Source organism: Georhizobium sp. MAB10, from assembly GCF_045012825.1.
Classification (GTDB): domain Bacteria; phylum Pseudomonadota; class Alphaproteobacteria; order Rhizobiales; family Rhizobiaceae; genus Georhizobium; species Georhizobium profundi.
Map to the genome: position 1 here is coordinate 3,516,925 of NZ_CP118314.1, position 20,951 is coordinate 3,537,875.

A 20,951-nucleotide genomic window follows, 5' to 3' on the forward strand; every position below is an offset into this window, starting at 1 on the left:
GGCCTGAAGCGTCCGCAGTCGAGGATGCGGTGCCGTGCGCTCACGCGCCCGGCACCGCGCGTAGCTAGAGCGTCCAGGTGTCGATCACCACCGCGTTCGCCTTCTTGTGGAGCAGGATGCAGTCGAGAACGTCCTGCGGGGCAATCGGCACGATGCCGGGCAGAAGCGCCGGCTCGCCATGACCGTAAAGCGCCTGAAGGGCGAAGCGACAGGCATAGACCTTGCCGCCTTCACCCATGAACTTCTTGAGGTTTGCCGCGAAGTTCTGATGCCCGGGGAAAGCCTCGTCGCCGAGCCGCGGAAAACCGCGCTGGATGCCGAGCGTCACGCCTGGTCCGTAAAGAAGGATCGAGGTCTCATAGCCTTTACGGTTGAGGCGGATGGCGTTCAGGATGTTGACCAGACCAATCGAGCCTTCGAAGGCGACGGTGTGGAACGCGACCAGCGCCTTTTCTCCTGGTTCGGCTTTGACGTCCTCAAAGACCTTCTCTTCGTAATCGACGAAGTAATCGCCATCCTTATGCGCTTCCACGGTGACTGCCGGCATCGAAACCTCCTGTTGGTCTTGGTTCGACACGCAGACTGCTGAGCGCGCAAAATCCAGTCAATATCCATTGCAATATGCATACAATAATAGTTGTCTCATGCATCACGCATGCTGCTATTATCCGCATCTGCCGATAATTATGCCGCCCATTTGATGTATTTTTCGTCATTTAGGAAAGCAGAAACTTACGATCAAGCTGTTTCAAACTCCCGATCATCTTCCATACAATTCGCTTTCAATATTTCGTGCCGATCCGTATGAAGAGCTGGGCGATTTTGGAGGCGTGACGTGGCCGATTGGATTCCGGACATCAAAAGAGGCGGCAAGCCGCTTTACGTCGAGATCGCGGAGACGCTTGAAAGCGATGTGCGGCTGGGGCGGCTGAAGGCCGGTACGCGCCTGCCTCCGCAGCGGCATCTCGCCAAGCGGCTCGGGATCGATTTCACGACGGTGTCCCGGGCCTATGCCGAGGCGCGCCAACGCGGTTTGATCGACAGCCATGTCGGCCGGGGGACCTTCGTCGCCCCACCGGCAAACCGGTCCGATCGCATCGATCCCGACCGCGTCGGCGCTGAAGACCCGACGATGAACATGCCGCCCGAGCCGACCGATCCGGCCTTGCTGGCGAAGATGCGGGAAGGGCTCGACTATGTCGGCGCCAATCTGATCTCGCTCCTGCGCTATCAATCGCCGACCGGCAGCGAGCGCGACAAGATCGCCGCGTCTTCCTGGCTGTCGATGCGAGGCATGGTTCCGAAACTCGAACGCATCGCGGTGACGCCCAGCGCCCATGCCACGATGACGGCGATCCTGTCCCTGACAGCCGAGCCCGGCGACACGGTCCTCTGCGAGGCGATTACCTATCCCGGCTTTCGCGGCATCGCAAAGTTGTTGCGGCTGAACGTCGTCGGCCTCGACATGGACGAGGCCGGGATCGTTCCCGAGGCGCTCGAAGCGGCGATCGCGCTTCATCGCCCGAAGATGCTCTATCTGAACCCGACCCTGCAGAACCCCACCACCATCACGATGCCCATCGCAAGGCGGCTTGCGGTCGCCGAGATCATCAACGAATACCGCCTCGCGACCATAGAAGACGATGCCTATGGCTTCATCCCGCCCAAGGCGCCTGCTCCCTTGGCCGTCAGCGCTCCCGACTATGTTTGGCACATTGGCGGGCTGGCGAAGTGCATCGGCGCGGGCCTTAGGCTCGCCTACACCGTCGCCCCGAGTGCCAGAGACGCCTTTGCGTTGTCCCAGGCGCTGCGCGCGGTCAGCGGCATGGCGTCTCCGATCTCGATCGCCATGGCGACGCACTGGATCGAGGATGGAACCGCGGATCAGATCCGTCGCTTCATCCGATCAGAAAGCGCTGCGCGGCAAACCATCGCTGCGGAAATCCTCCAGGGGTTCGATTTCGCCTCCGACCCGCATGCGTTCAATATCTGGCTGCGCATGCCCGAGCATTCGGAAGGTCGCGCGCAATTGATGGGCCGCCTCTCCCGCCGTCACCTCGGCGTCATACCCTCGGATGCGTTCACGGCAGCCGGCCCCGCACAGGAGGCCGTCCGCATCTGCCTCGGAGGATCGATCTCGCGCGAAGACCTCGGTTCAGAACTGAGGTTTCTGGCGAACGCGCTTGCCGCCGAAGACTGGTTCGCATGACAGCGCGGGCGCTCCTATGCCGCGGCCAATCGTTCTTCGACTATCGCAACGCCTTCAAGCCGAACGCTGCAATAGCGCCAGACAGCCGCGCCCGCAGTGCCGCGTTCGAAGTGATCAGTTGCTCGCCTTGAAGCGGCGCCAGGCTTTCAGCAGGCCCTGATCGTCATCGGCGAGAAGAGCAGCGTTGCGCCCAAGCACGAAACCGGCGGCGAGATGGGCCTTGGCAGAGGGCTCGGTTTCTAAGACGGTGTGGATCAAACGATTCATCACGACGCGATCATTGTGCTCACCAAGCGCCGTCTGCAGGTTTGCCAGCGCCTTCGCGAATTTCTTGCGCTTCGATGAACCCTTCAGCAGCGGCTGGAAGAACTGATAGGCATAGCGCAGCTTCTTGATAGCAATGCGTACCTGATGGCGGGCATCGGGAGAAAGCTTGCGAAAGCCGCGCCCCTTTTTCAAGGCCTTGTCGCGCAGAGCCTGCACCGTCCTGTTGCCGAAATCTTCAGCCGAACCGTTCAAGACGCCGATGGCATCGTGTCGTGCTTCAGAGAGCCATCCCCGCCTCTCGATCCACAGGCCGAGGTTAAGAATGAAGTGAGTGGTGCGCTTGTCGTCAAGCGCTGCCACGACATCGCGATGGGCTTTTCGTCTCAACTCTTCCGCCGCGTCTGAAACATCGGCGGCGCCGTCACTGTCTACACCCGCACCGCTCATCCTAGGCCAGGTTTCGGTCACGAAGACATCGAGATCGCGCGCCTTCCCCAACCGGGACATGAGCGCTTTCGCTTCCGCTCGCAGCATCTCGAAGGTGTGTCCATCGACGAGCCGGCGCATCAAGGAAAGCAGCGAGCGAAGCCGGCGCAGCGCGACCCGATATTGGTGAAGTCCTTCCGGATCTCGACCGTCGCGCGCAGCCGGCGCATTGCGGAGCATGTCGCCGAAGGCACTCTGCAGCATGATCGCAAACGCATTGTCGAGGCTGATAGAAACCGGGAACTCGACAGGCTGCCCCTTGCTGAAGGAGGGCGGCTGATGCATGGCGACCTCGAAGCCTCGCGCCGATTTCGCGTGAATGCTTACATGCGCGGCGTGTTCGGCAGCCAATTCAAGCGCGGCGAGATAGATCGCCTCGGGACTTCCGCTCTTCAGCTCAAGCTCGATTTCGGCAATCGGCAAACGTTTGCGGCCAACGACGATGGCGCCCTCATCCGCAGCCACCTCGACAGTTCCTGTCGCCGTCTCCAGTTCGAGCGTTCGCCGCCGTACGTCGGTACGAACCATCGGCTTCAGCTCTTTGGACCGCAGCCGCTCGGCGAGCTCGGCGGGAAGATTTGCGGGAAGAAGGTTGAGCAACTCTGTGGACCGGGCTCCATTTTCCCGTTTGGCGGGGGTCTCGGGCAGACTGACTTCCCACTCCCCGCGCATAAGGGCGTGACTGCCACCGTTTTTGTCAGACTTGACCGTCAGTATCCGCCCGCTCTCAGCCGTGCGTATCCGAAAGGTGATGCCGGATTTGATCAGAGAGAAGTCATCTTGATCGAAGTAAACGGAGGAGAGTTCTCGATCAGTTGTCGCACGCGCCGCCTTCTGCCAGATCGGCGAGGCGAGCATCGCATGAAGCGTTTGCTCGTCTGTCATGAGCTTGAGTTCAAGCTCCGCGTCGGCAGCCGCTCCGGGATGCAGTTTGTCCATGACCGGTCGCGAGCCTGCATCCCGCGCAACTGCCGCCTCGCCTTCGTGGGACGCAAAGGAGCCGGATGCACCCTGTCCAACAGCCTGCGACATGCAATGTCTCCTATCAACGACGCCCAAAGTCGTGCACCATGCAAGGCAGACGGTCTTCGAGGGACTTTTGCCAACCATACCCCAACCGAAAAGGTCTCGACATGCGCCGTTTGATGCTTTTGCGTCACGGAAAATCCGATTGGCCGGCCGGAGTTCCGGACGAAAGACGCCCGCTTGCCGAGCGCGGACGGAATGCGAGCAAAACCATGGCGCAGCATATGATCGATTGCGGGCTCCTGCCCGATCATGTGCTTGTGTCACCCGCCGCCCGCACCCTTCAGACGTGGGAGATCGTGAGCGCAGAGCTTGCGACCGCGACTGCGATTCCCGAAGCGGACATGCGACCGGCGATCTACGAGGCAGATGCCGCACAGGTGCTTGCAGAGGTACAAACTCTTCCCGAGGACAAGCACTCGGTGCTCTTGCTGGGCCATAATCCCGGCCTTGAAGACCTGACCCGTCTTCTATGCCATGGCGGGGACGTCCTTGCATTGAGCCGCATCAAGGTCAAATTTCCGACGGCCGCACTCGCCGTCATCGACCTTGGCTCGTCGCACTGGTCCGAAGTTGGGGAGGGTTCCGGTCAGTTGGCTCGTTTCGACACGCCGCGTTCCATCACAGACGCCGCGAAGAGCTAGCTGCCCTTCCGGCGGGATTTCAGGCCTGTTCGTTCCGTGGGCAGAGCTGGTCGCCAAGCAACAGTCCAACGAGATGGTCGCCGCCGATCATCATGGCAGCGACCGTCCATGTCTCACGGCCGCTGTTACGAGCCGAATACTTCGGCGCAGCGCGAGAAGCTGGCGCCGACACCCTGCGTATCGCGCTGGACGCTGATCGACGTGATCGTGTTGTTGGCATCTGCCGTGATCGACAGCTCGCAGAGGAGCTGGCGCGTCTGGCCCTGTGGGCGCGCCGCCGGCTGGGTGCCGAGAGCTGCACCGGCAAGACGGCTGGGGTCGAAGCCGACATTGACGCCGGAGGAGCGCGTCTGCGATTCCGTCACGCGGGTACCGTCGGCGCGGGTGTATTCCTGCGTCGAGGTACGGCTGCGGCTGTCGGCGAAGACCGTCTGCGACGTTGCCTGCTGGCCGAACGGCGCCGTGCCGAAGGGTTGGCCAACGGCCGGCTGAGCAAACGCAGGTTGGCCGAATGCAGGTTGGCCGAACGCGGGCTGTCCAAAGCCCGGCAGCGGCGGAGGTGGTGGCGGCGGTGCGACGGACACGGTGCGCTCGCCACCACGCCAGCTGTACATGCGTCCGCCATCCTGTCGCTGATAGGTGGAGAATGGTGCGCCGTGACGGGCGAAGAAATCGTCGGCCGGTGTGCCGACATAGGATGAACTGATCGAGTTCTGCGCATCCGCCGTGGTCTGGCAGCCGGCGATGGCGAGAAGCGCGGGGATCATCAGCGCCGCAAGAGCTTTCTTCATGGTCTTCATGTTCCTGGAGTTGCTGGATTTACCCCGGTCAGCCGCCGTCGCGACATGACCGGGAAGCAAGGTCGTTGGTCGTTTCGCCGCTACCAGCGCGCGATCAGGTTGACCCTCGCCCCATGGGAGGCGAAGTCGGAGCGCACTTCCGTTTCGTAGGCGGCCGAAAGCGACACCGTGTCCGAAAGGGCCGCTTCGACCCCGAACGAGCCGACAATGGCGTGGCGACCGATATCGGCACCAGCGGCTTCGAAGGATGCACCGAAGATGGAGGCAGTCCCGGAGGCATCGACCCGATCGAAGTCGAAGCGATAGGCAAGCCGCGCTTGCGGCTCGAGCGTCACCGAGCCGAGCTCGAAGCTGTGAGACAGCGCGATCCCGGCCGTGGCGAAGGTTTGGTCGTAGGTCTTGCCTGCGATGTCGAGGGCAAATGCGCCAGCCTCGCTGAAGCCACGGCGATCCAGTGCCCGGTAGCCGATGGCGGCAAAGGGCTCCACCGTGCCGATGTCGAACGTGTGGGGCTTCGATACCGCAAGATCTGCGAAGCCACCGAAGCCCCGGAAGGAACTTTCGGCGACGCCCAGAATGCCGGCGCGGCGCGTGTCGCCCGACGCATAGGAGAGACCGGCCGCGCCTGAAACGATGACGCCCGACCAATCGTAGGAGCCATAGACGCCGCCCTGCACGACATCGATGTCGGCGGTGCCCGTCCAATCGTCGAGGCTGCTGGTGGAATAGGCACCGGCAAAGCCGATCGACGCCTGATTGCCGAACAGTGCATCGGGCGAACCTTCGATGCCGAGGGCGAAGCCTCTGAAATCAGCATCAAAGCCTTCGCCGTTGCCGGAGACCTGCACGCCACCGAGGAACGGCGTCGCCCACACGGTGCCGGTGGCAGCGCCTTCTGCGGTCAAGCCGGTGTGGCGGGTGGCCAGTACATCCGAAAAACGTCCGATGGAACTCAGGCTTTCCTGTGCGACATCGACATGGATGGTTCCCGCGGCGCCGGACAAGGCGATGGGAACGGCATTGCCGCCGAGGCGGTAGAGCGGGTCGAAGATCGCAGCCGCTTCGGCGCTCGGACGCGTGCCGGCCGCCGGACGGATGGCTTGCAGCGCCGCCCCTACGGAACGCGCAGCAGCCTGGTTGCCTGCGGCACCGGCCGCAAGCGCAGTGCCGTAATCCGACGGCGTTGCTACGAGCGACAACGTTTGCTGGCCGTAGAGTACATCGAAGCGCGAGCCCGCGGGCAGTCCATCGGTCGGTTGGGTCAGGCTGGCGAAGGAGCCGGCGACGACGCCATTCGGTGTCTCCACGAACCTGAAGGTTTCGCCGAGCGCGGGGACGAAGCTGTTCGTCGCCGGGCCGGCGATGCCGCGCAATTGTGGTGCAAGCGTGCCGGCGGCCGTGAAGGCATCGAATGCGCCAAGCGCAATGATGCGATCGAAGTTCCCCGCACCATTGCCGGTGCCGGCTCCATCGATCTCGATCGCCGTCGTGGCGCTGTCGAGAAGGCCCACGGTGCCCGAAACGGTCAGCGTGCCTGGCGAACTGCCGGGCGCGAGCGTGCCCGCCACCCCGACATCGCCTTGAATAAAGCCTGAACCGCCAAGCAGTGCGCCGGGGCCGACAAAGAGACGCGGAGCCGCAAAGCGCCCATCGACCTGCAGGCCGCCTTCGATGATGGCCGCTTCCTGAGCGAACGCGATATTTGTGTCCGTGGCGGTCGTCAGCAGGCCCTGCCCCGTCTTGAGGAGGGCTCCACCGGAGGCAAAGCTGAAGCGCCAGAGATGGGTATCGTCGACATTCGCCTGATAGATCTCTGAGGAATCGCCAGTCAGGCCGATCGGTCCCTGCAGCGCCTGGTCGAGCCGCAGAAGGCCGTGGCCGAAGATCTCGTCGATGCCGGGAGCACCGAGATCTTCCGCGGTCTGGAACATGATCTCGACGATCCGTCCCGGCGTGAAGCCCGGATAGGCTTCCACCAGCACCGCGAGCGCACCAGCGACATGGGGAGCGGCCATCGATGTGCCTTCGAAGAAATTGTAGGCAGGGGCAGTGCCCGGAGCGAAGGCAGGATTGCGATCCGCGATATTCTGCGGAATGGCCGAATAAATCGACCGCTCCGTCGGATTGCCGTCTGCATCTTCAAGAAAATCGCCGCCGGGCGCAGCGATGCACCAACGCGCAGTCACGCCGCAGCGGTTCGAAAACATCGAGATCTGCTTTTGTGCGCCGACGGCGACGACGGTCACAATGCGTCCAAAGGCTTCACCGGTCTCGGCTTCCAGGGCAGCCAGCCGGTCAGGTTGCAGATGCGAGTAGTCGAAGCCCTGTCCGCCATCGGTAAACACCGGTGCGCCGGCTGAGTTGGTGACACCCGCATTTTCCGGCGAGATGAAGGGCGTGAGGCCGAGGCCGTCGGGGCTTTCAGACATGACCGGGGCGGTGTCGAAGCCATTTCCGGCCGCGGCCACCCAGATTTTCCCGGACATTACGAAGCGGTCGAGCGCGTCGAAATTCGTACGATCGAACTCAACATTGGTCGTCACGGCGCCCAGGTCGTGGCCGGGTCCGAAAGAGCCGTTAGCGATACGCACGTCCGCCTGAGAAGTCAGATAATCGAGTGCCGCTTCGATGTATTCTTCGCCCGGGACCTTCGGCGCGCAGTCGACGCCGTTTGAAGTGAAAAGCGTAGGACCGCACAATTGCAGTTCGAACAATTCCGCCGGTCCAAGACTGCCTCGGGTCGGGATCGTGGCGATCGAGAGGATGTTAGCGCCGGGTGCAACACCGACCATACCCTTGCCGTCGCGGGCCGCCGCGATGATGCCCGCGACATGGGTGCCATGACCTTCGACATCCTCAAAGCCGTTCGCACCCGCCTGATCGAACAGCCGCTCGAGCGCGCCCTGCGGATCGCGCTCGATATCTTCGATCGTTACCGTCGGATCGATCCAATAGAGGTAGCTGATCGAGCGCGGATCGATCCGGTCTTCGAATTCCGGGTGGGCAGAGCCGTCCAGGCGTCGCGCGATGCCGGAATCGACAACACCGACAGTCACACCTTTACCCGTGAGGCCCAGGCGGTCTGCCGCATCGGCACCCGACATCAGCCAGCCGAAATTGGCTTCCTCTTCGCTAAGCTCGGAGACTGGCACCGCCGGGTCCGCGCCGGGCGGGAGTGCCGTGCCAGCTGACGCCGCAGCCATCGCAAGACCAACGTCCTTTGCCTTGCCGATCGTTTCGCGCGCCAGCGTCGTATTTGCGACCGCAGCCGATTCGATGAGCGCAGCATGATCGGGCGCCAACCGCACATTTTCGATGATGGATGCGATGACGGAGCGCTGGCCATAGCGTGAGGCCAACGCCATGGCCTCTGCCAAACGCTTTGAAAGCTCGGCCTGCTCCGATGTCTGCGCCTCGACAGGCGTGTGCTCAGCTGCGCCGACATGTGCGGGAGCGAGCGTCAGAGCCGATACGCCGGCGAGAAACATGGCTGCGAGTGCGGTGGTCCGGGTGCCGGACCGGCTTATGGAAGATGCGAAGAAATGCATGCGCTTGAGTGCCAACCTGAAGAGAACTGCGATGATGGTGCGATGGACGCCACATCGACCGCGTTCCCACAGCGGTGCCGTCCGGAACCTTTGTCTTTCCGGATCGCCGCTCAGAAAGCCCCCAATGCTTCCGCCCGCAACTGTTCTAGCAACCGCGATCTTGAAACCGTTAGCGACGACGTATCAAAAATCGCCCTGTTTCTTATCCCTGCGTCTCACCCGTGCAGCCGACCGCGGCCCGAAGAAAACGCGACCCCGCGTAGCGCTTGTCTTAGATCCCGCCCTGCGGACGCACAGACCCGATGGTCCTGGAATGATTGTGGACGAGGTCGAGATAGGAGGAGAGGTGCGGCATCCGCTCATCTGGCAACGGCTCCGTCGCGGCCATCGTCAGCACCAGCGTGAAGAGGAGCCCTATGCAAGCGGTTGCGAGCGCGGACTGCGCGTTCGCCGATTCAATCTTTGACTGCGCCCGTTTTTGGCGAAGCGGCTCGACTTGCATGATGGCCCCCCAGACCCCTACTGCAAATCTACCGTCGGTGCCGGAGAAACTGTTAGTCGGCGCGTCTCAGGCTCTTCACCCGAAATTGACTGGCCGTTCCAATCTCAGTGTTTATGCCCTAACTCGACCGACATTCATCCATTCGCCAAAGAGGAGAGAACTTTGACGAACCTCGCACCGACACAGCGGCTTCACTCCAAGGATACCAATTTCTGGAGCTATCGTGTCGGGGTGATGTTCGAGACGGAGTTCGATCCTGAATCCCCCTTTTCGATCAACGTGCAGAGCACGCAGCTCGGCCGGATGATCATCAGTGAAATGCGCACGTCCACGTTTCATTTCGCCCGAAGCGCCCGCAAGATGCGCTCGGACATGCTCGACCATGTGATGATCCGGCTCGATGCGACGCCGCAGGGCCATCGGTTGAACGTGGTCGACTTCGGTCAGACGCTTGAGGATTTCGAGGAAATTTCGCCCCGCAACGTGTCGCTGATCATGCCGCGGGAAGTCATGAGTGAGGCCGTGCGCGATCCGGGTCGATTGCACGGCGTTCTGGTGCCGGATGCGGGGGTGCAGCTCCTGAGCGGCTTTCTCGACATGCTGCCGACCTACGCGCCGACCTTGCGTCTCGATCAGTCGACCGGCGTTGCAACCACCCTGACGGACCTGATTGCGGCGACGCTGTGCGAAGCACCATCGAGCAGGGACGTGGGCCGGGAAGCGATCGCGATTGCCACGCGCCAGCGCGCGCAGGATTACATTCGGCGCACCATTACCGATCCTGCCCTGGGACCTGCGAAGATCGCCCATCACTGCGGAGTTTCACGCTCGACGCTCTACCGGCTGTTCGAGCCGCTTGGCGGCGTCTCCCACTATGTGCAGGAGACCAGACTGCACCACACTTATCGGCTGCTGTGCAACCGCGAGGAGCGGCGCCGGATCGGCGACATAGCCGATGAGGCAGGCTTCAGCAGCGACGCACATTTCTCCCGCGCGTTCCGACGCAAGTTCGGCATGAGCCCGCGCGATGTTCGCGCCGCCGTGCACGAACAGGACGACCTGCCGCCGGCCTACCGCATCGATAAGCGAAGCCAGCCCTTCGGCGCCTGGCTGCATGCGCTGTAACAACGAGCCGGTGAGACTGGCACGCGTGGCTTGACCTGATCGCTTCCGTCAGCGGCGCTCGTTCTTCGCGATCATCACCGTCTCACTCTTACGGCCGGTGCGGGTCGACCAGGGCGGCATCCGGGCGGCTGACGGGAACACGGGTGCGGGAGGACATCTTCGACAGGCGGTCGGCACCGCGCTTTTCGAGGAGTGACCGAAAGGTCGGATGCATGCCGCCATCCGCATAGGCATGCACGGGCGCGAGGGTCTCGGCGCTGATCGCCTTCTCGTATGCCACGGCTTCCGTTGCGCGCAGAGCGGCGACGAGCGGATTTTCGGATTGCTCGGCGACCGGGCATGCTGCCAAAGGATCGAGCGAAGCAGCATCGGCAAACATCATGTCAAAGACATAGCGCCTTCCACAGGCAGAAACCTGGGGCTGTCGGCGTGTCGCTTCGAAGATGTCGTAGCCTTCCTTCAAATTGTTCCAGAACGGCATGTTCGCATTGCCCCGGTGTCGGGCCATGTTGCGCGCGTTCATCCGGAACGGCAGGGACTGCACCTGAACGCTCTGCTGCCCGGACCCGAGAGCGTCCCTCACCACGGCATAGATTTCCTCGACGCCCTCGTCGGTCATCGCAAAGCAGCCCGCAGACGAACATGCGCCATGCACCATCAGCGAAGCGCCCGTGTAGCCGAGCGCGCTTTCGAGCCGGTTGGGATAACCGAGATTGAACGAGAGATGGTATTGCGACTGCGGGTTCAGCATCGCCGCGGTCACATGATAGAACCCCTCGGGCGCCTGACGATCGCCGGAGGTCGTCTTCGGGCCGAGACTGCCGGACCAGCGGCACATGGGATAGGTTTTCAGATGAGCGAATTCGCCTGTCCGATCCTGTTTCCAGATCTCTAGTTCGCTCTCTTCCTTGAAAATCCGGATGAGAACCGGGGACGCAGGCGACATGCCTTTCTCGCTCATCTGGGCGACCAGCGTTGCGGGGATCGGCACGTTTCCGCGGTCGGCGAACTCGTCCATCACCGAAACGCAACCGGACAGACACATCGCCAGCACGGCAACGACTGCAGTGAGGCGAAGTGACATGCAGCATTCCTCGATTTGTTCGCGGCTTCCGTTCAAACGACGAGGCTAGCCACCGCGCATTAAGAGGCGATTAACGATAAGCCCCTCGACCCCGGGCAGACGGCATAACGTTCATATCCCAGACGCCGGGGCCGGCCAAATCACACCTCAAGACAGTAGATGTTTGAAGGCACCAAGCTGAGGAGAGGAGGCCGGCAAAAGGGCGGATAGGCCGGTCAAGCAAAAGCGAACTCCATTCCTTTGCGATATTGGTTGGACTTACCCGGTCGTGCCATTGTTTCGTCGGCGATCGGCAGCCATATCCTCAATCAAGCGTTCATAATTCTGCTGGTGGTCTTTCGAGGATCGCCGTTGATAGGAGACAGTTCCATGTTGCTCAAGGCAATGCTCGCCGCGGCCGCCGTGGCCACCTTTACAGTTCCCTCCTACGCGCAGGAGAGCGCGGAGCCGATCACTGTTGGTATGTCGGGCGGCTATTTTCCCTTCACCTTCGTTCGGCAGGATGAACTGCAGGGCTTCGAGGTGGACCTCATGAACGCGATCGGAGAAGAACTGGGACGCGAGATTCAGTTCGAGACCATGTCGTTTTCCGGTCTTATCGGCGCGCTGCAGGCCGGCCGCATCGACACGGTCGCCAACCAGATCACGATCACGCCGGAACGCGAGGCGACCTTCATCTTCAGCGAGCCTTATGTTTATGACGGCGCGCAGATCGTGACGCGCGAGGGCAACGAGGATACCATCTCGGGCCCGGATGATCTCAGCGGCAAGTCCGTGGCCGTCAATCTCGGCTCTAATTTCGAGGCCTTGCTGCGCGAATTGCCCAACGCCGACGAGATCGATATCCGTACCTATGAAAGCAACATCGAGCAGGACACGGCGCTCGGCCGCGTCGACGCCTTCGTGATGGACCGCGTTTCCTCGACCCAGGTGATCAAGGAGAGCCCGCTGCCGCTGGCGCTTGCCGGCACGCCCTTCAGCGAAATCCGCAATGCCTATCCCTTCCGCGACGACGAGGAGGGCCGAGCGCTCAGGGACGATGTCAACGCGGCTCTCGACACCCTGCGCGAAAATGGCACGCTGACGGAAATCTCGCAGAAGTGGTTCGACGCCGATATCACCAAGCCGGAGTAAGTGAGGCATGCGGGCGCTCGATCTGGAGTACATGCTTGGTCTTGTGCCCGTCATCCTCGGTTATGTGCCGCTGACGCTCGCCATGGCGAGCGTTTCCATGGTGCTGGCGCTGATCATCGCGTCGCTGCTGGCCGTCGAGCGGGTCGTGCGCATTCCTGTGCTCGACCGGCTGGTCGTCCTCTTTATCAGCTTCTTCCGCGGGACGCCGCTGTTGGTGCAGCTGTTTCTGTTTTATTACGGGCTCCCGCAGGTCTTTTCCGTCCTGACGCAGATCAACGGCGTGACCGCGGCGATCATGGGCCTGACGCTGCATTTCTCAGCCTACATGGCCGAAAGCATCCGTGCCGCGATCGTCGGCGTCGACCGAAGCCAGTGGGAAGCAAGCCAGGCCGTCGGCATGACGCAGACCCAGATGATGCGTCGCATCATCCTGCCGCAGGCGGCACGCGTCGCCGCGCCGACGCTCGTCAATTACTTCATAGACATGATCAAGGGGACGTCGCTCGCCTTCACGCTCGGCGTTACGGAGATGATGGGAGCGACCCAGAAGGAAGCGGCCGGAAGCTTCCTCTATTTCGAAGCGTTCGTCGTCGTCGCAATCCTGTACTGGATCATCGTCGAGGCACTGTCCTTCGTCCAGCGCCTGCTTGAGGAACGGCTGAACAGGGCCTATGCGCGATGATCCGACTTGAAGGACTGACCAAGCGTTTCGGCAACAATACCGTTCTTGACGGCATCGATCTGCAGATCGAGGCCGGCGAGCGGATCGTCGTCATCGGGCCCTCCGGCACGGGCAAGTCGACGCTGCTCCGGTGCATCAACTTCCTCGATCGTCCCGACGCTGGGGTCATCGGGATCGGCGACCTGACAGTCGACGCAGCGCGGGCGACCCGCAAAGACATCCTGGCGCTCAGGCGCCGTACCGCCTTTGTCTTCCAGAACTATTCGCTCTTTGCCAACAAGACTGCGCGGGAGAACATCACGGAGGCGCTCGTCACCGTCCACGGCCAGTCGCGCGCTCAAGCGGAAGCTCGCGCCGACACGATTCTCGGTGAAACCGGGCTATCGGACAAGGCCGGATCCTACCCGGCGGCACTTTCGGGCGGCCAGCAGCAGCGTGTCGGCATCGGACGAGCAATGGCGCTCGATGCGGATCTCATGCTGTTCGATGAACCCACCTCCGCGCTCGATCCCGAGTGGGTGGGCGAAGTGCTCGACCTGATGCGCCGCGTCGCGGAAAGCCGGCAGACGATGCTGATCGTCACCCACGAAATGCAGTTCGCCCGGGAAATCGCCCACCGCGTGATCTTCATGGAAGGCGGACGCATCGTCGAACAGGGACCGCCCGAAGCGATCTTCGACGATCCGCAGGATCAGCGCACCCGCGATTTTCTGCGCAGAGTGACGTGAGCCTGGATCGATGGTCAGCGCATCGACAGCTTTCGACGACGCCTCATTTCCAACGATCGCCGCTCGCTTGGGCAGCGGCGAGTGCCTGAGAAGCGTCATCCAATGCCCGCTCCTGATGCGGTATTCCGAGAAGCAGTGACACGAGCTTGGACTGTCGGTTGACGCCGGTCTTGCGGTAAATGCTCTTCAAATGAGTTCGCACGGTCTCTTGCCCGATACCGAGGGCCGCGGCGATGTCGCCCACCTTCTCCCCGCCAACCACGCGTTGCGCAATGCGCCCTTCCGCTGGGGTAAGATCGAACAGGCCGCAGATGACGCGCGCGTCCGGCGGCCCGACATGCCCCACAGCTGTCGCGATCAGAATGGCGGTGGCAGGCCCGAAGATGTCACGCGCATCGCGCCGAACGGGCAGAAGCTGCAGGACGAGGACCGGTTCTCCGAAATCGGCCGCGATCGGTATGGACTGCACGACCGGCGCGTCCTGAAGCTTCAGCCCAAGGAGCGCCGCCCGCAGCAGATCTCTTGCTGCGGGATCCTTGACCACCAGATTGTCACCCGCACCCACTCTGAGGCGCGGCGCAAACTTCTCCATGTCGGCGTTCATCGACAGGACCTTGCCTGACAAGGTGAGGACGGCAGCTGCCAGGCCGACGGTCGATAATGTCTTTGTGATGCTCTGTGCCTGGCTGAAGGCAAGGCGCGTGGCCAGGAAAGTTGCGCGGGCAAGGTCCGGCTTGAGCGCATTCATCCGATCGGCATCCGTGACCGTAAAGGGCCCGTCCGCTGTGCGTCGAAGCATGCTGGTCACGAACATTGCACCCGAGGGCTCGGCGATGGCGCAGCCCATTTCCCATCCCAGCCCGATCGGCTCCAGCAATTCGGTCCGCATCGGGTCTCGTGCCAGTTCTTCATCGGTCAGCAGGTCGATGTCTCGCATGAAGGCTCCCGGCGCTCTGGTCAGGGCGCGTGCGGGCCGAACATTGCGGTGTTGAAGATCACTTGCACCGTACTGCTCCATCTGTCTGGCGATCGCCGGGCTCGACACCCAACGCGCTGTCCCGTCCGGTGAAATGCAGATGATTGCCGTGGAGAAAGCACCGATGCCCGCGCTGATGCGTTCGCATACGCCTGGCCAGAGTTCAGGGATGACGGCGGCTTCATAGAGCCGATCTACCAGCGGGCCTTCCCACTTCGACATTGCGAACGATCTCCTCACCCGAACGGGTGAAGACGACATTACCACACCCATGCTTACTGCGGCGTAAGCGCAGGGCGCGCGGTAGACCAACGTTCCATCGTATTCCTGGGGGAAAAGATGTTTGTGAGACTATCCATTCTGGGAGCTTTCGCCTGTTTGACCGGGATGATCATCGCGAACGAACAAGCAGAGGCGCAGGAGTGCCAGGTTACCCTGGAGGAAAGCCGTCAGTTCTATAACGGATGCCCATACACCGTCTTCGTCACCTACGAGGCCATCTGTCAGGACCACACTTTCCGGGAATTGGGGAAAGGTCCGATCCAACCCGGCAACTACTCCGATGCTGTGGTCGGCGGGCGGTTCTGCTCCTACAACTGGGGTTGGCGCGCATACTGAGTTGGAGATATCGAAGCAGTCGTGCGGCAGCCTCAAGCCTCAGCAGGGTCGAATGCCGAGAGCGTCGCCAGGCAGCACAAAAACCGCATATCTCTCGCTGACCCAAACTGGAGCTGGATCGTGCGCTTCATCTCTTTCATCTGCACCTTGTTCTCCGTCCCACTGGCCCTTGCCTTCCCTGCCGTCGGCGACAAGGTCGTGTTCGACGGCACGTACACCAGCCCCGACGGTTTGGTGGTCGTTTTCACACAGACCATGGAAATTGTTGCCTTCGATGCCAGCACCGAGATCTTCACCTTCTCGAATACCTTCGTTTCATCCGGTAAGCCGATACAAAACACGGTAACAATCCCGGCCAGCGAAATGGTGAGCGACGTCAAAGTCCGTGAGGTGCTCGGTGGCTGTGAAGCGGCGGGCGGAACGATCGAGGACATTCGCGTGCCAGCCGGAACGTTCAGGACATGTCGCTCGTCGAAACAGGATGGAGGCACTGTATGGACGGCAAACGTTCCTTTTGGCTTCGTCAAAGAAATCTACTTCGATGGCAAGGACCGCGTTGAAGTCGAATTGCGCGGCCTGCACGCAGGCCAATAGGTATTGGCGGGACCCAAGAACCTCGTGAAAGGCGCTCCCAAAGCCTGGGAGAGGTCGCTGCGGGCTGCGCGCTCAGCACACTCCGCTGGGTTCGGCGAATACCCGCTTATGCTCGAAGAGACTGTCGATCCTTCCGACATTGGCGGCGCTAAAAGCGAGGCTGCCGCATGTCGATCTGCTTCAAGGCGGGGATAGCCTGATCCAGACGGGCGCGTGGTCGCTGGCGCCTTCAAGCCCCCTCACCGCGCGATCGACTCCCGCATCTTCCAGCCTTTCGCGCAGGTTGCGGCTCAGAAGCAAATGGTCGAGGCGCAGCCCGGCATCGCGCGGCCAGCGCATGCGCTTGTAGTGCCAGAAGGTGTAGATGCGCTCGTCGGGATGGCAATGGCGCAGAGCGTCGAGCCAGCTGCGGCCGATGAGGCTTCGATAGGCGGCACGGCTTTCGGGCTGGATCAGGGCGTCGTCATCCCAGGATTTCGTTGGATAGATGTCGAGATCGGTCGGCGCGACATTGTAGTCACCCGCAAGGACGACGGGCGCGCCGGATTTGCGGAGCTCTGTGGCATGTTTCTTCAGCCGGGCGAGCCAGGCAAGCTTGTAATCGAATTTGGGTCCGGGCTGCGGGTTGCCGTTCGGCGCATAGATTGAGGCGATGAGGATGCCGGAGACAGCCGCCTCGATGTAGCGGGCCTGCTGGTCGGCCGGATCACCCGGCAGGCTGCGGCGGGTCACCACCGGCGCGCCGACGCGCGAGAGCACGGCGACGCCGTTCCAGCTCTTCTGCCCGGACCAAACCGCATCATAACCCGCTTGTGCAATCGCCTCTTGCGGGAAGGCACCCTGCTCCGCCTTCAGCTCCTGCAGGCAGACGATGTCCGGTTCTGCGACCTCCAGCCACGCGATGAGATTTGGCAATCGCTTGTTGACGCCATTGATGTTGAAGGTGGCGATCTTCATGGACGCAGCATGCGCTCAGCCCAGTTTCGCGTCGTTTGGGCCAGCGTCGCGAGATGGTCGGACAGTGTGAAGCCGGAAAGCTTCTTGCGCGGCTTCAGATCGTGATCGCCATCTTCGAGCCACAGCACCTCGATCCGATCCGAGAGCGCATAGGTCGCGACCTCCGCCCGCGTGCCGAAGGGATCGCGCGTGCCCTGGCAGATCAGCGCCGGGGTTTCGAGCCGTTCGAGATGAGCCGTGCGCAATTGCTGAGGCTTCGTGGGCGAGTGGAAGGGGTAACCGAGACACACCAGGCCGGCGACGGTGCCTTCGTCGTGGAGCTCGTCGGCGATCATCGATGCGACCCGGCCTCCCATCGACTTGCCGCCGATGATCAGCGCCCGGTCGCAATTGAGTGCCGCCACAGCCTGGCGGTATTCGTCAAGCAGCCGCTCGGCTTTCGGCGGTGGGCTGCGCTTGCCCTGACGGCGGGCTGCCATATAGGCAAATTCGAACCGCGCGACGCGGAACCCGGCCCGCACCAGGGCCTCGGTGATGGCGTTCATCGCGTCGGAATCCATCGGCGCGCCCGCACCATGGGCGAGAAGGAGCGTCGCGAAGGCGTCGTGCGGGCCCTCGATGAGAAGTGACATGCGCGATCCCCTATTCGATGATCGCTAACGGTCAGCCAGCCGATGGGTTTCGTCCGGGCGACCGCAGCCAATCTCACACAAATTAGCGTTTGTTCTGCAAGCGAGGATGCAGCGCCGTCAACATGTCGGCGTCGCGATTGAGGCTACCATCTCTGCAGGTGATCCTCATCGCCGATTGAACAGTGCACGCGGCTGAGATTTCCTTTTACTCTTGGGTCTCGACCATCAGCGGCTCTTAAGCCCGCCAATATGGGGACTGTTCATGTCCGGCCACCGCATCTTCTCGATGAAGTTCTCGAAGGTCTATCCGCTTTATGTGCAGAAGGCGGAGCGCAAGCAGCGGACGAAGGGCGAGGTCGATCGGGTGATTTGCTGGCTTACCGGCTATGATCTGGCTGAGCTGGAACGGCATATCGAACTGGAAACCGACATCGAATCCTTTTTTGAGCAGGCGCCCGCGTTCAATCCGAAGAGTGCGCTCATCACCGGTCTCATCTGCGGCGTTCGCGTCGAAGCGGTCGAAGATCCGCTGATGCAGAAAATCCGCTATCTGGACAGGCTGGTCGAGGAGCTCGCGAAGGGCAAGGCGATGGAGAAGATCCTGCGAGAATGATCGCAAACGCAGGGCGCGTGGCTTATCCCGCTTGCCATTCGGCAATCTGCTTCTCATAGGCCTTGGCGATGAGTGTCGCCTCGGTGCGATTGCGCACCTTCAGTTTGCCGAAAATGCCGGTGAGATGTGACTTGACTGCCTTCTCCCCAACTTGAAGCGTCGTTGCCACTTCCCGGTTGCTTAGGCCCCTGGCGACGAGGCTCAACACCGAACGTTCGCGTGGCGTGAGGCTTTCCAGTGCTGTCCACTGGGGATCGACTTGGTCGCGCCGCCTTGCGCGCGCCAGAAGTGCCAGGGCAAGTTTCGGCGCCATATGCGTCTGGCCGGACGCGACATTCTGGACGGCGGAAATCATTTCGCGGGCGGAGGTGCCTTTCAGGATGTAGCCGATGGCGCCAGCCTCCACCGCATCGAAGACATCGTCGTCGTTCTCGGAGACGGTCAACATGACCACCTTGGTCTCCGGCACGGATTGCGTGATCGCCCGTGCGGCTTCGATCCCTCCTCCGGGCATGGAAACATCGATCAGCGCGATATCGGGGCGCAGCCTTTCGGCCAGCGCCTCGGCTTCATCGGCGGAACTGCCTTCCGCGATGACGCGGATCTGAGGATCCAGTGCCAGCGATTGAACGACGCCTGCGCGGAAGATGGAGTGATCGTCGACGACGATGACGGAAACCGATCGGGCCATTAAGCAGTCTCTTTCAGCAAGGTCATTTCAAGTCTCGTGGGCATTTGTCCGTCATGGGCGATCGTGAATGTTCCGCCCAGACTTTCGACGCGCTCCTTGAGGCCGGAGATACCGAGGCCGGGCCGACCGTCCCATGATGCGCTGTTCTCGTTCGGCAGGTTGGATACGCTGACACGCACCGTCTCCGCATCGATATCGCAGCAGGCCGTGGTCGCCGTTCCAGGTGCATGGCGGTGCACATTCCAGAGCGCCTCCTGCAGAAAGCGGTAGACGCAGATCTTGAACGATCGCGACAGCACCGGATCGTCGATGGTGATGAACCGGTCGACCTTGTTCCCCGTGCGTTCCTCATGGGCGCCGATGGCCGCGTCGATGAGTTTCGGGACAGGCATCCGATCGAGATCGGGCAGGACGAGGCCCTGCGACATGTTGCGGATTTCGCCGACGGCTTCGACAAGCGCCCGCTCGACGTCCTCGATCATCGCCGAGCGCTCCGCGATGGACCGCGCGCGTCTGATCTGCTCGAGTTTCAGCGTCGAATAGCTGATGAGTTGAGCCGGACCGTCATGCAGGTCTGCGCCGATGCGGCGATAGGCCTTCTCCTCGCGCTCGACGAGGCGGGCGGTCGCCGATTGCACGGCATCCTTCAGACGCCGAACCTCTTCGAGCGCACGCTCCGTTTCCTCGATGCGCTCGACCAAGCCGCGCTGTTGCGCCCGGATGATCGCGTTGCCGCGCATGACGACGGTCAGCAGCCCGGCCATGACCAGCAACGCAAGCGTGACGACGAGTGCCCAGTTGCGCCGCGTCGCGAAGTCCAGTTCCTGGCGCACCGCTTCGGCGCTTTCATGGATTTCGGCCACAGCGATGATCGTCCCGCCGCCAAGATCGCGGATCGGCGTGTAGATCTCGAGATATTCTTCGTCGAGCTGGCGCACCGTATGTTCCTGCGCCCTCAGATCCGTGAAGTCGGACGCGATCTCGCCTTCGAAAGCGACTGCGAGGCTGGGCGGCGGCGGGTAGCTTCGGCCGATCATCTCGCGGTGATTCGAATAGACGATCGTGCCGTCGGCTTTCCATATCTCGATGAAGGGGAATCGGTCGCGCAGCACAGGGTCGAGGAACGTGCGATCCAGAGCTTCAATCGCGGTATCCTGAAGAACGGCAGCAACAGTGAGGCCCTGCACGTGCGGCGTAACGATGCTGTCGACGAAGAGCGCGGTCGATGATGCGGCCGTGCCGAGCACGTTGCGGGTGATCAGCGTCGTGCTCATCCAGCCGACGAGCGCCGTGGTTGCGATGACGACGGCGCCGCCAAACAGCGCGAAACGCTTCGCTATATCGGCATCCAGTACCAGCATGGGCGATCCTAAGGCCTGCCAACGTTCTTCTCGGGGCGCGTTTTCCCGCGCCGCCAGTGATCCGAGAAGAAGAAAGACCTGAAGTCTCGGGTTCCGCAAGCGGTCCATGGTCGAACATAGACTAGGTCTATGGTCCATGGATGACCTCGGTCATGACCGCGACGGCACAAACGCCGGAGTTGTATTCCTACGAAGCGCTACCCGATCTGCCGGACGATCAGGCGTTACGCCGATTGATGGCCCATCCTATCCTTGACCTCACTTCGAGAACCGA

The 20,951-nt window shown here is 62.0% G+C and carries 19 protein-coding genes; 9 read left to right on the forward strand and 10 right to left on the reverse strand.

Going from position 1 to position 20,951, the window contains the following annotated elements; translation table 11 throughout:
• Positions 1-64: 64 nt before the first annotated feature.
• Positions 65-547 (reverse strand): MSMEG_0572/Sll0783 family nitrogen starvation response protein, encoded by a 483-nt coding sequence (locus tag PU133_RS16840; RefSeq protein WP_126011391.1) that lies wholly within the window; start codon positions 545-547, stop codon positions 65-67.
• Between the two features lie 288 nt (positions 548-835).
• Here PU133_RS16840 and PU133_RS16845 point away from each other — a divergent pair, with 288 nt between their 5' ends.
• Complete coding sequence (locus PU133_RS16845; RefSeq protein WP_404862617.1) at positions 836-2,209, forward strand: PLP-dependent aminotransferase family protein; 1,374 nt, start codon at positions 836-838, stop codon at positions 2,207-2,209.
• A 114-nt stretch (positions 2,210-2,323) separates the two neighbouring features.
• On the opposite strand, the gene PU133_RS16850 is transcribed toward PU133_RS16845, so the two are convergent.
• Positions 2,324-4,072: a CHAD domain-containing protein gene (locus PU133_RS16850; protein ID WP_404862618.1), complete on the reverse strand. Its 1,749-nt coding sequence runs from the start codon at positions 4,070-4,072 to the stop codon at positions 2,324-2,326.
• A 35-nt stretch (positions 4,073-4,107) separates the two neighbouring features.
• Between PU133_RS16850 and PU133_RS16855 the strand changes: the two genes are divergently transcribed.
• Positions 4,108-4,632 (forward strand): SixA phosphatase family protein, encoded by a 525-nt coding sequence (locus tag PU133_RS16855; RefSeq protein WP_404864573.1) that lies wholly within the window; start codon positions 4,108-4,110, stop codon positions 4,630-4,632.
• Between the two features lie 125 nt (positions 4,633-4,757).
• Here the strand turns inward: PU133_RS16855 and PU133_RS16860 are convergent, their stop codons facing one another.
• Both PU133_RS16860 and PU133_RS16865 read right to left on the reverse strand, forming a co-directional pair.
• Positions 4,758-5,423, reverse strand: a complete 666-nt coding sequence (locus PU133_RS16860; protein ID WP_404862619.1) for a hypothetical protein — start codon at positions 5,421-5,423, stop codon at positions 4,758-4,760.
• An 89-nt stretch (positions 5,424-5,512) separates the two neighbouring features.
• Positions 5,513-8,980: a S8 family peptidase gene (locus PU133_RS16865; RefSeq protein WP_404862620.1), complete on the reverse strand. Its 3,468-nt coding sequence runs from the start codon at positions 8,978-8,980 to the stop codon at positions 5,513-5,515.
• A 664-nt stretch (positions 8,981-9,644) separates the two neighbouring features.
• On the opposite strand from PU133_RS16865, the gene PU133_RS16870 reads away from it, so the two are divergent.
• A complete protein-coding gene (locus PU133_RS16870) occupies positions 9,645-10,607 on the forward strand; it encodes a helix-turn-helix domain-containing protein (RefSeq protein WP_404862621.1) in 963 nt (320 codons plus the stop codon).
• Positions 10,608-10,695: 88 nt separating this feature from the next.
• Here PU133_RS16870 and PU133_RS16875 read toward each other — a convergent pair whose 3' ends face one another.
• On the reverse strand, positions 10,696-11,691 hold the full coding sequence (locus PU133_RS16875; protein ID WP_404862622.1) for a murein L,D-transpeptidase family protein: 996 nt from the start codon (positions 11,689-11,691) through the stop codon (positions 10,696-10,698).
• A gap of 369 nt (positions 11,692-12,060) precedes the next feature.
• Here PU133_RS16875 and PU133_RS16880 point away from each other — a divergent pair, with 369 nt between their 5' ends.
• From PU133_RS16880 to PU133_RS16890, 3 genes are read left to right on the forward strand one after another with little or no spacing between them, the layout of a single operon-like run.
• Positions 12,061-12,825 carry an amino acid ABC transporter substrate-binding protein gene (locus PU133_RS16880; protein WP_404862623.1) on the forward strand — a complete coding sequence of 255 codons (765 nt, stop codon included), beginning with the start codon at positions 12,061-12,063 and terminating at the stop codon, positions 12,823-12,825.
• Between the two features lie 7 nt (positions 12,826-12,832).
• Complete coding sequence (locus tag PU133_RS16885; RefSeq protein WP_404862624.1) at positions 12,833-13,507, forward strand: amino acid ABC transporter permease; 675 nt, start codon at positions 12,833-12,835, stop codon at positions 13,505-13,507.
• Positions 13,504-14,235, forward strand: coding sequence for an amino acid ABC transporter ATP-binding protein (locus PU133_RS16890; RefSeq protein ID WP_404862625.1), 732 nt, complete (start codon positions 13,504-13,506; stop codon positions 14,233-14,235). The genes PU133_RS16885 and PU133_RS16890 overlap by 4 nt, the downstream gene beginning before the upstream one ends.
• A 43-nt stretch (positions 14,236-14,278) precedes the next feature.
• Here the strand turns inward: PU133_RS16890 and PU133_RS16895 are convergent, their stop codons facing one another.
• Positions 14,279-15,433 (reverse strand): helix-turn-helix transcriptional regulator, encoded by a 1,155-nt coding sequence (locus PU133_RS16895; RefSeq protein WP_404862626.1) that lies wholly within the window; start codon positions 15,431-15,433, stop codon positions 14,279-14,281.
• 156 nt (positions 15,434-15,589) lie between these two features.
• On the opposite strand from PU133_RS16895, the gene PU133_RS16900 reads away from it, so the two are divergent.
• Both PU133_RS16900 and PU133_RS16905 read left to right on the forward strand, forming a co-directional pair.
• Positions 15,590-15,829, forward strand: coding sequence for a hypothetical protein (locus tag PU133_RS16900; RefSeq protein WP_404862627.1), 240 nt, complete (start codon positions 15,590-15,592; stop codon positions 15,827-15,829).
• 120 nt (positions 15,830-15,949) lie between these two features.
• Positions 15,950-16,423 carry a hypothetical protein gene (locus PU133_RS16905; RefSeq protein WP_404862628.1) on the forward strand — a complete coding sequence of 158 codons (474 nt, stop codon included), beginning with the start codon at positions 15,950-15,952 and terminating at the stop codon, positions 16,421-16,423.
• Between the two features lie 180 nt (positions 16,424-16,603).
• Here PU133_RS16905 and xth read toward each other — a convergent pair whose 3' ends face one another.
• Positions 16,604-17,380 (reverse strand): exodeoxyribonuclease III, encoded by a 777-nt coding sequence (gene xth / locus PU133_RS16910; RefSeq protein ID WP_404862629.1) that lies wholly within the window; start codon positions 17,378-17,380, stop codon positions 16,604-16,606.
• The gene (locus tag PU133_RS16915) at positions 17,377-18,012 is read right to left on the reverse strand and encodes an alpha/beta family hydrolase (protein ID WP_404862630.1); all 636 of its coding nucleotides are present in this window, start codon (positions 18,010-18,012) and stop codon (positions 17,377-17,379) included. The genes xth and PU133_RS16915 overlap by 4 nt, the downstream gene beginning before the upstream one ends.
• A 262-nt stretch (positions 18,013-18,274) precedes the next feature.
• Between PU133_RS16915 and PU133_RS16920 the strand changes: the two genes are divergently transcribed.
• Positions 18,275-18,625 (forward strand): DUF2200 domain-containing protein, encoded by a 351-nt coding sequence (locus PU133_RS16920; protein ID WP_404864574.1) that lies wholly within the window; start codon positions 18,275-18,277, stop codon positions 18,623-18,625.
• A gap of 22 nt (positions 18,626-18,647) precedes the next feature.
• Here PU133_RS16920 and PU133_RS16925 read toward each other — a convergent pair whose 3' ends face one another.
• Both PU133_RS16925 and PU133_RS16930 read right to left on the reverse strand, forming a co-directional pair.
• On the reverse strand, positions 18,648-19,316 hold the full coding sequence (locus tag PU133_RS16925; protein ID WP_404862631.1) for a response regulator: 669 nt from the start codon (positions 19,314-19,316) through the stop codon (positions 18,648-18,650).
• Positions 19,316-20,677 carry a histidine kinase gene (locus PU133_RS16930; protein WP_404862632.1) on the reverse strand — a complete coding sequence of 454 codons (1,362 nt, stop codon included), beginning with the start codon at positions 20,675-20,677 and terminating at the stop codon, positions 19,316-19,318. The genes PU133_RS16925 and PU133_RS16930 overlap by 1 nt, the downstream gene beginning before the upstream one ends.
• Positions 20,678-20,951: the final 274 nt, after the last annotated feature.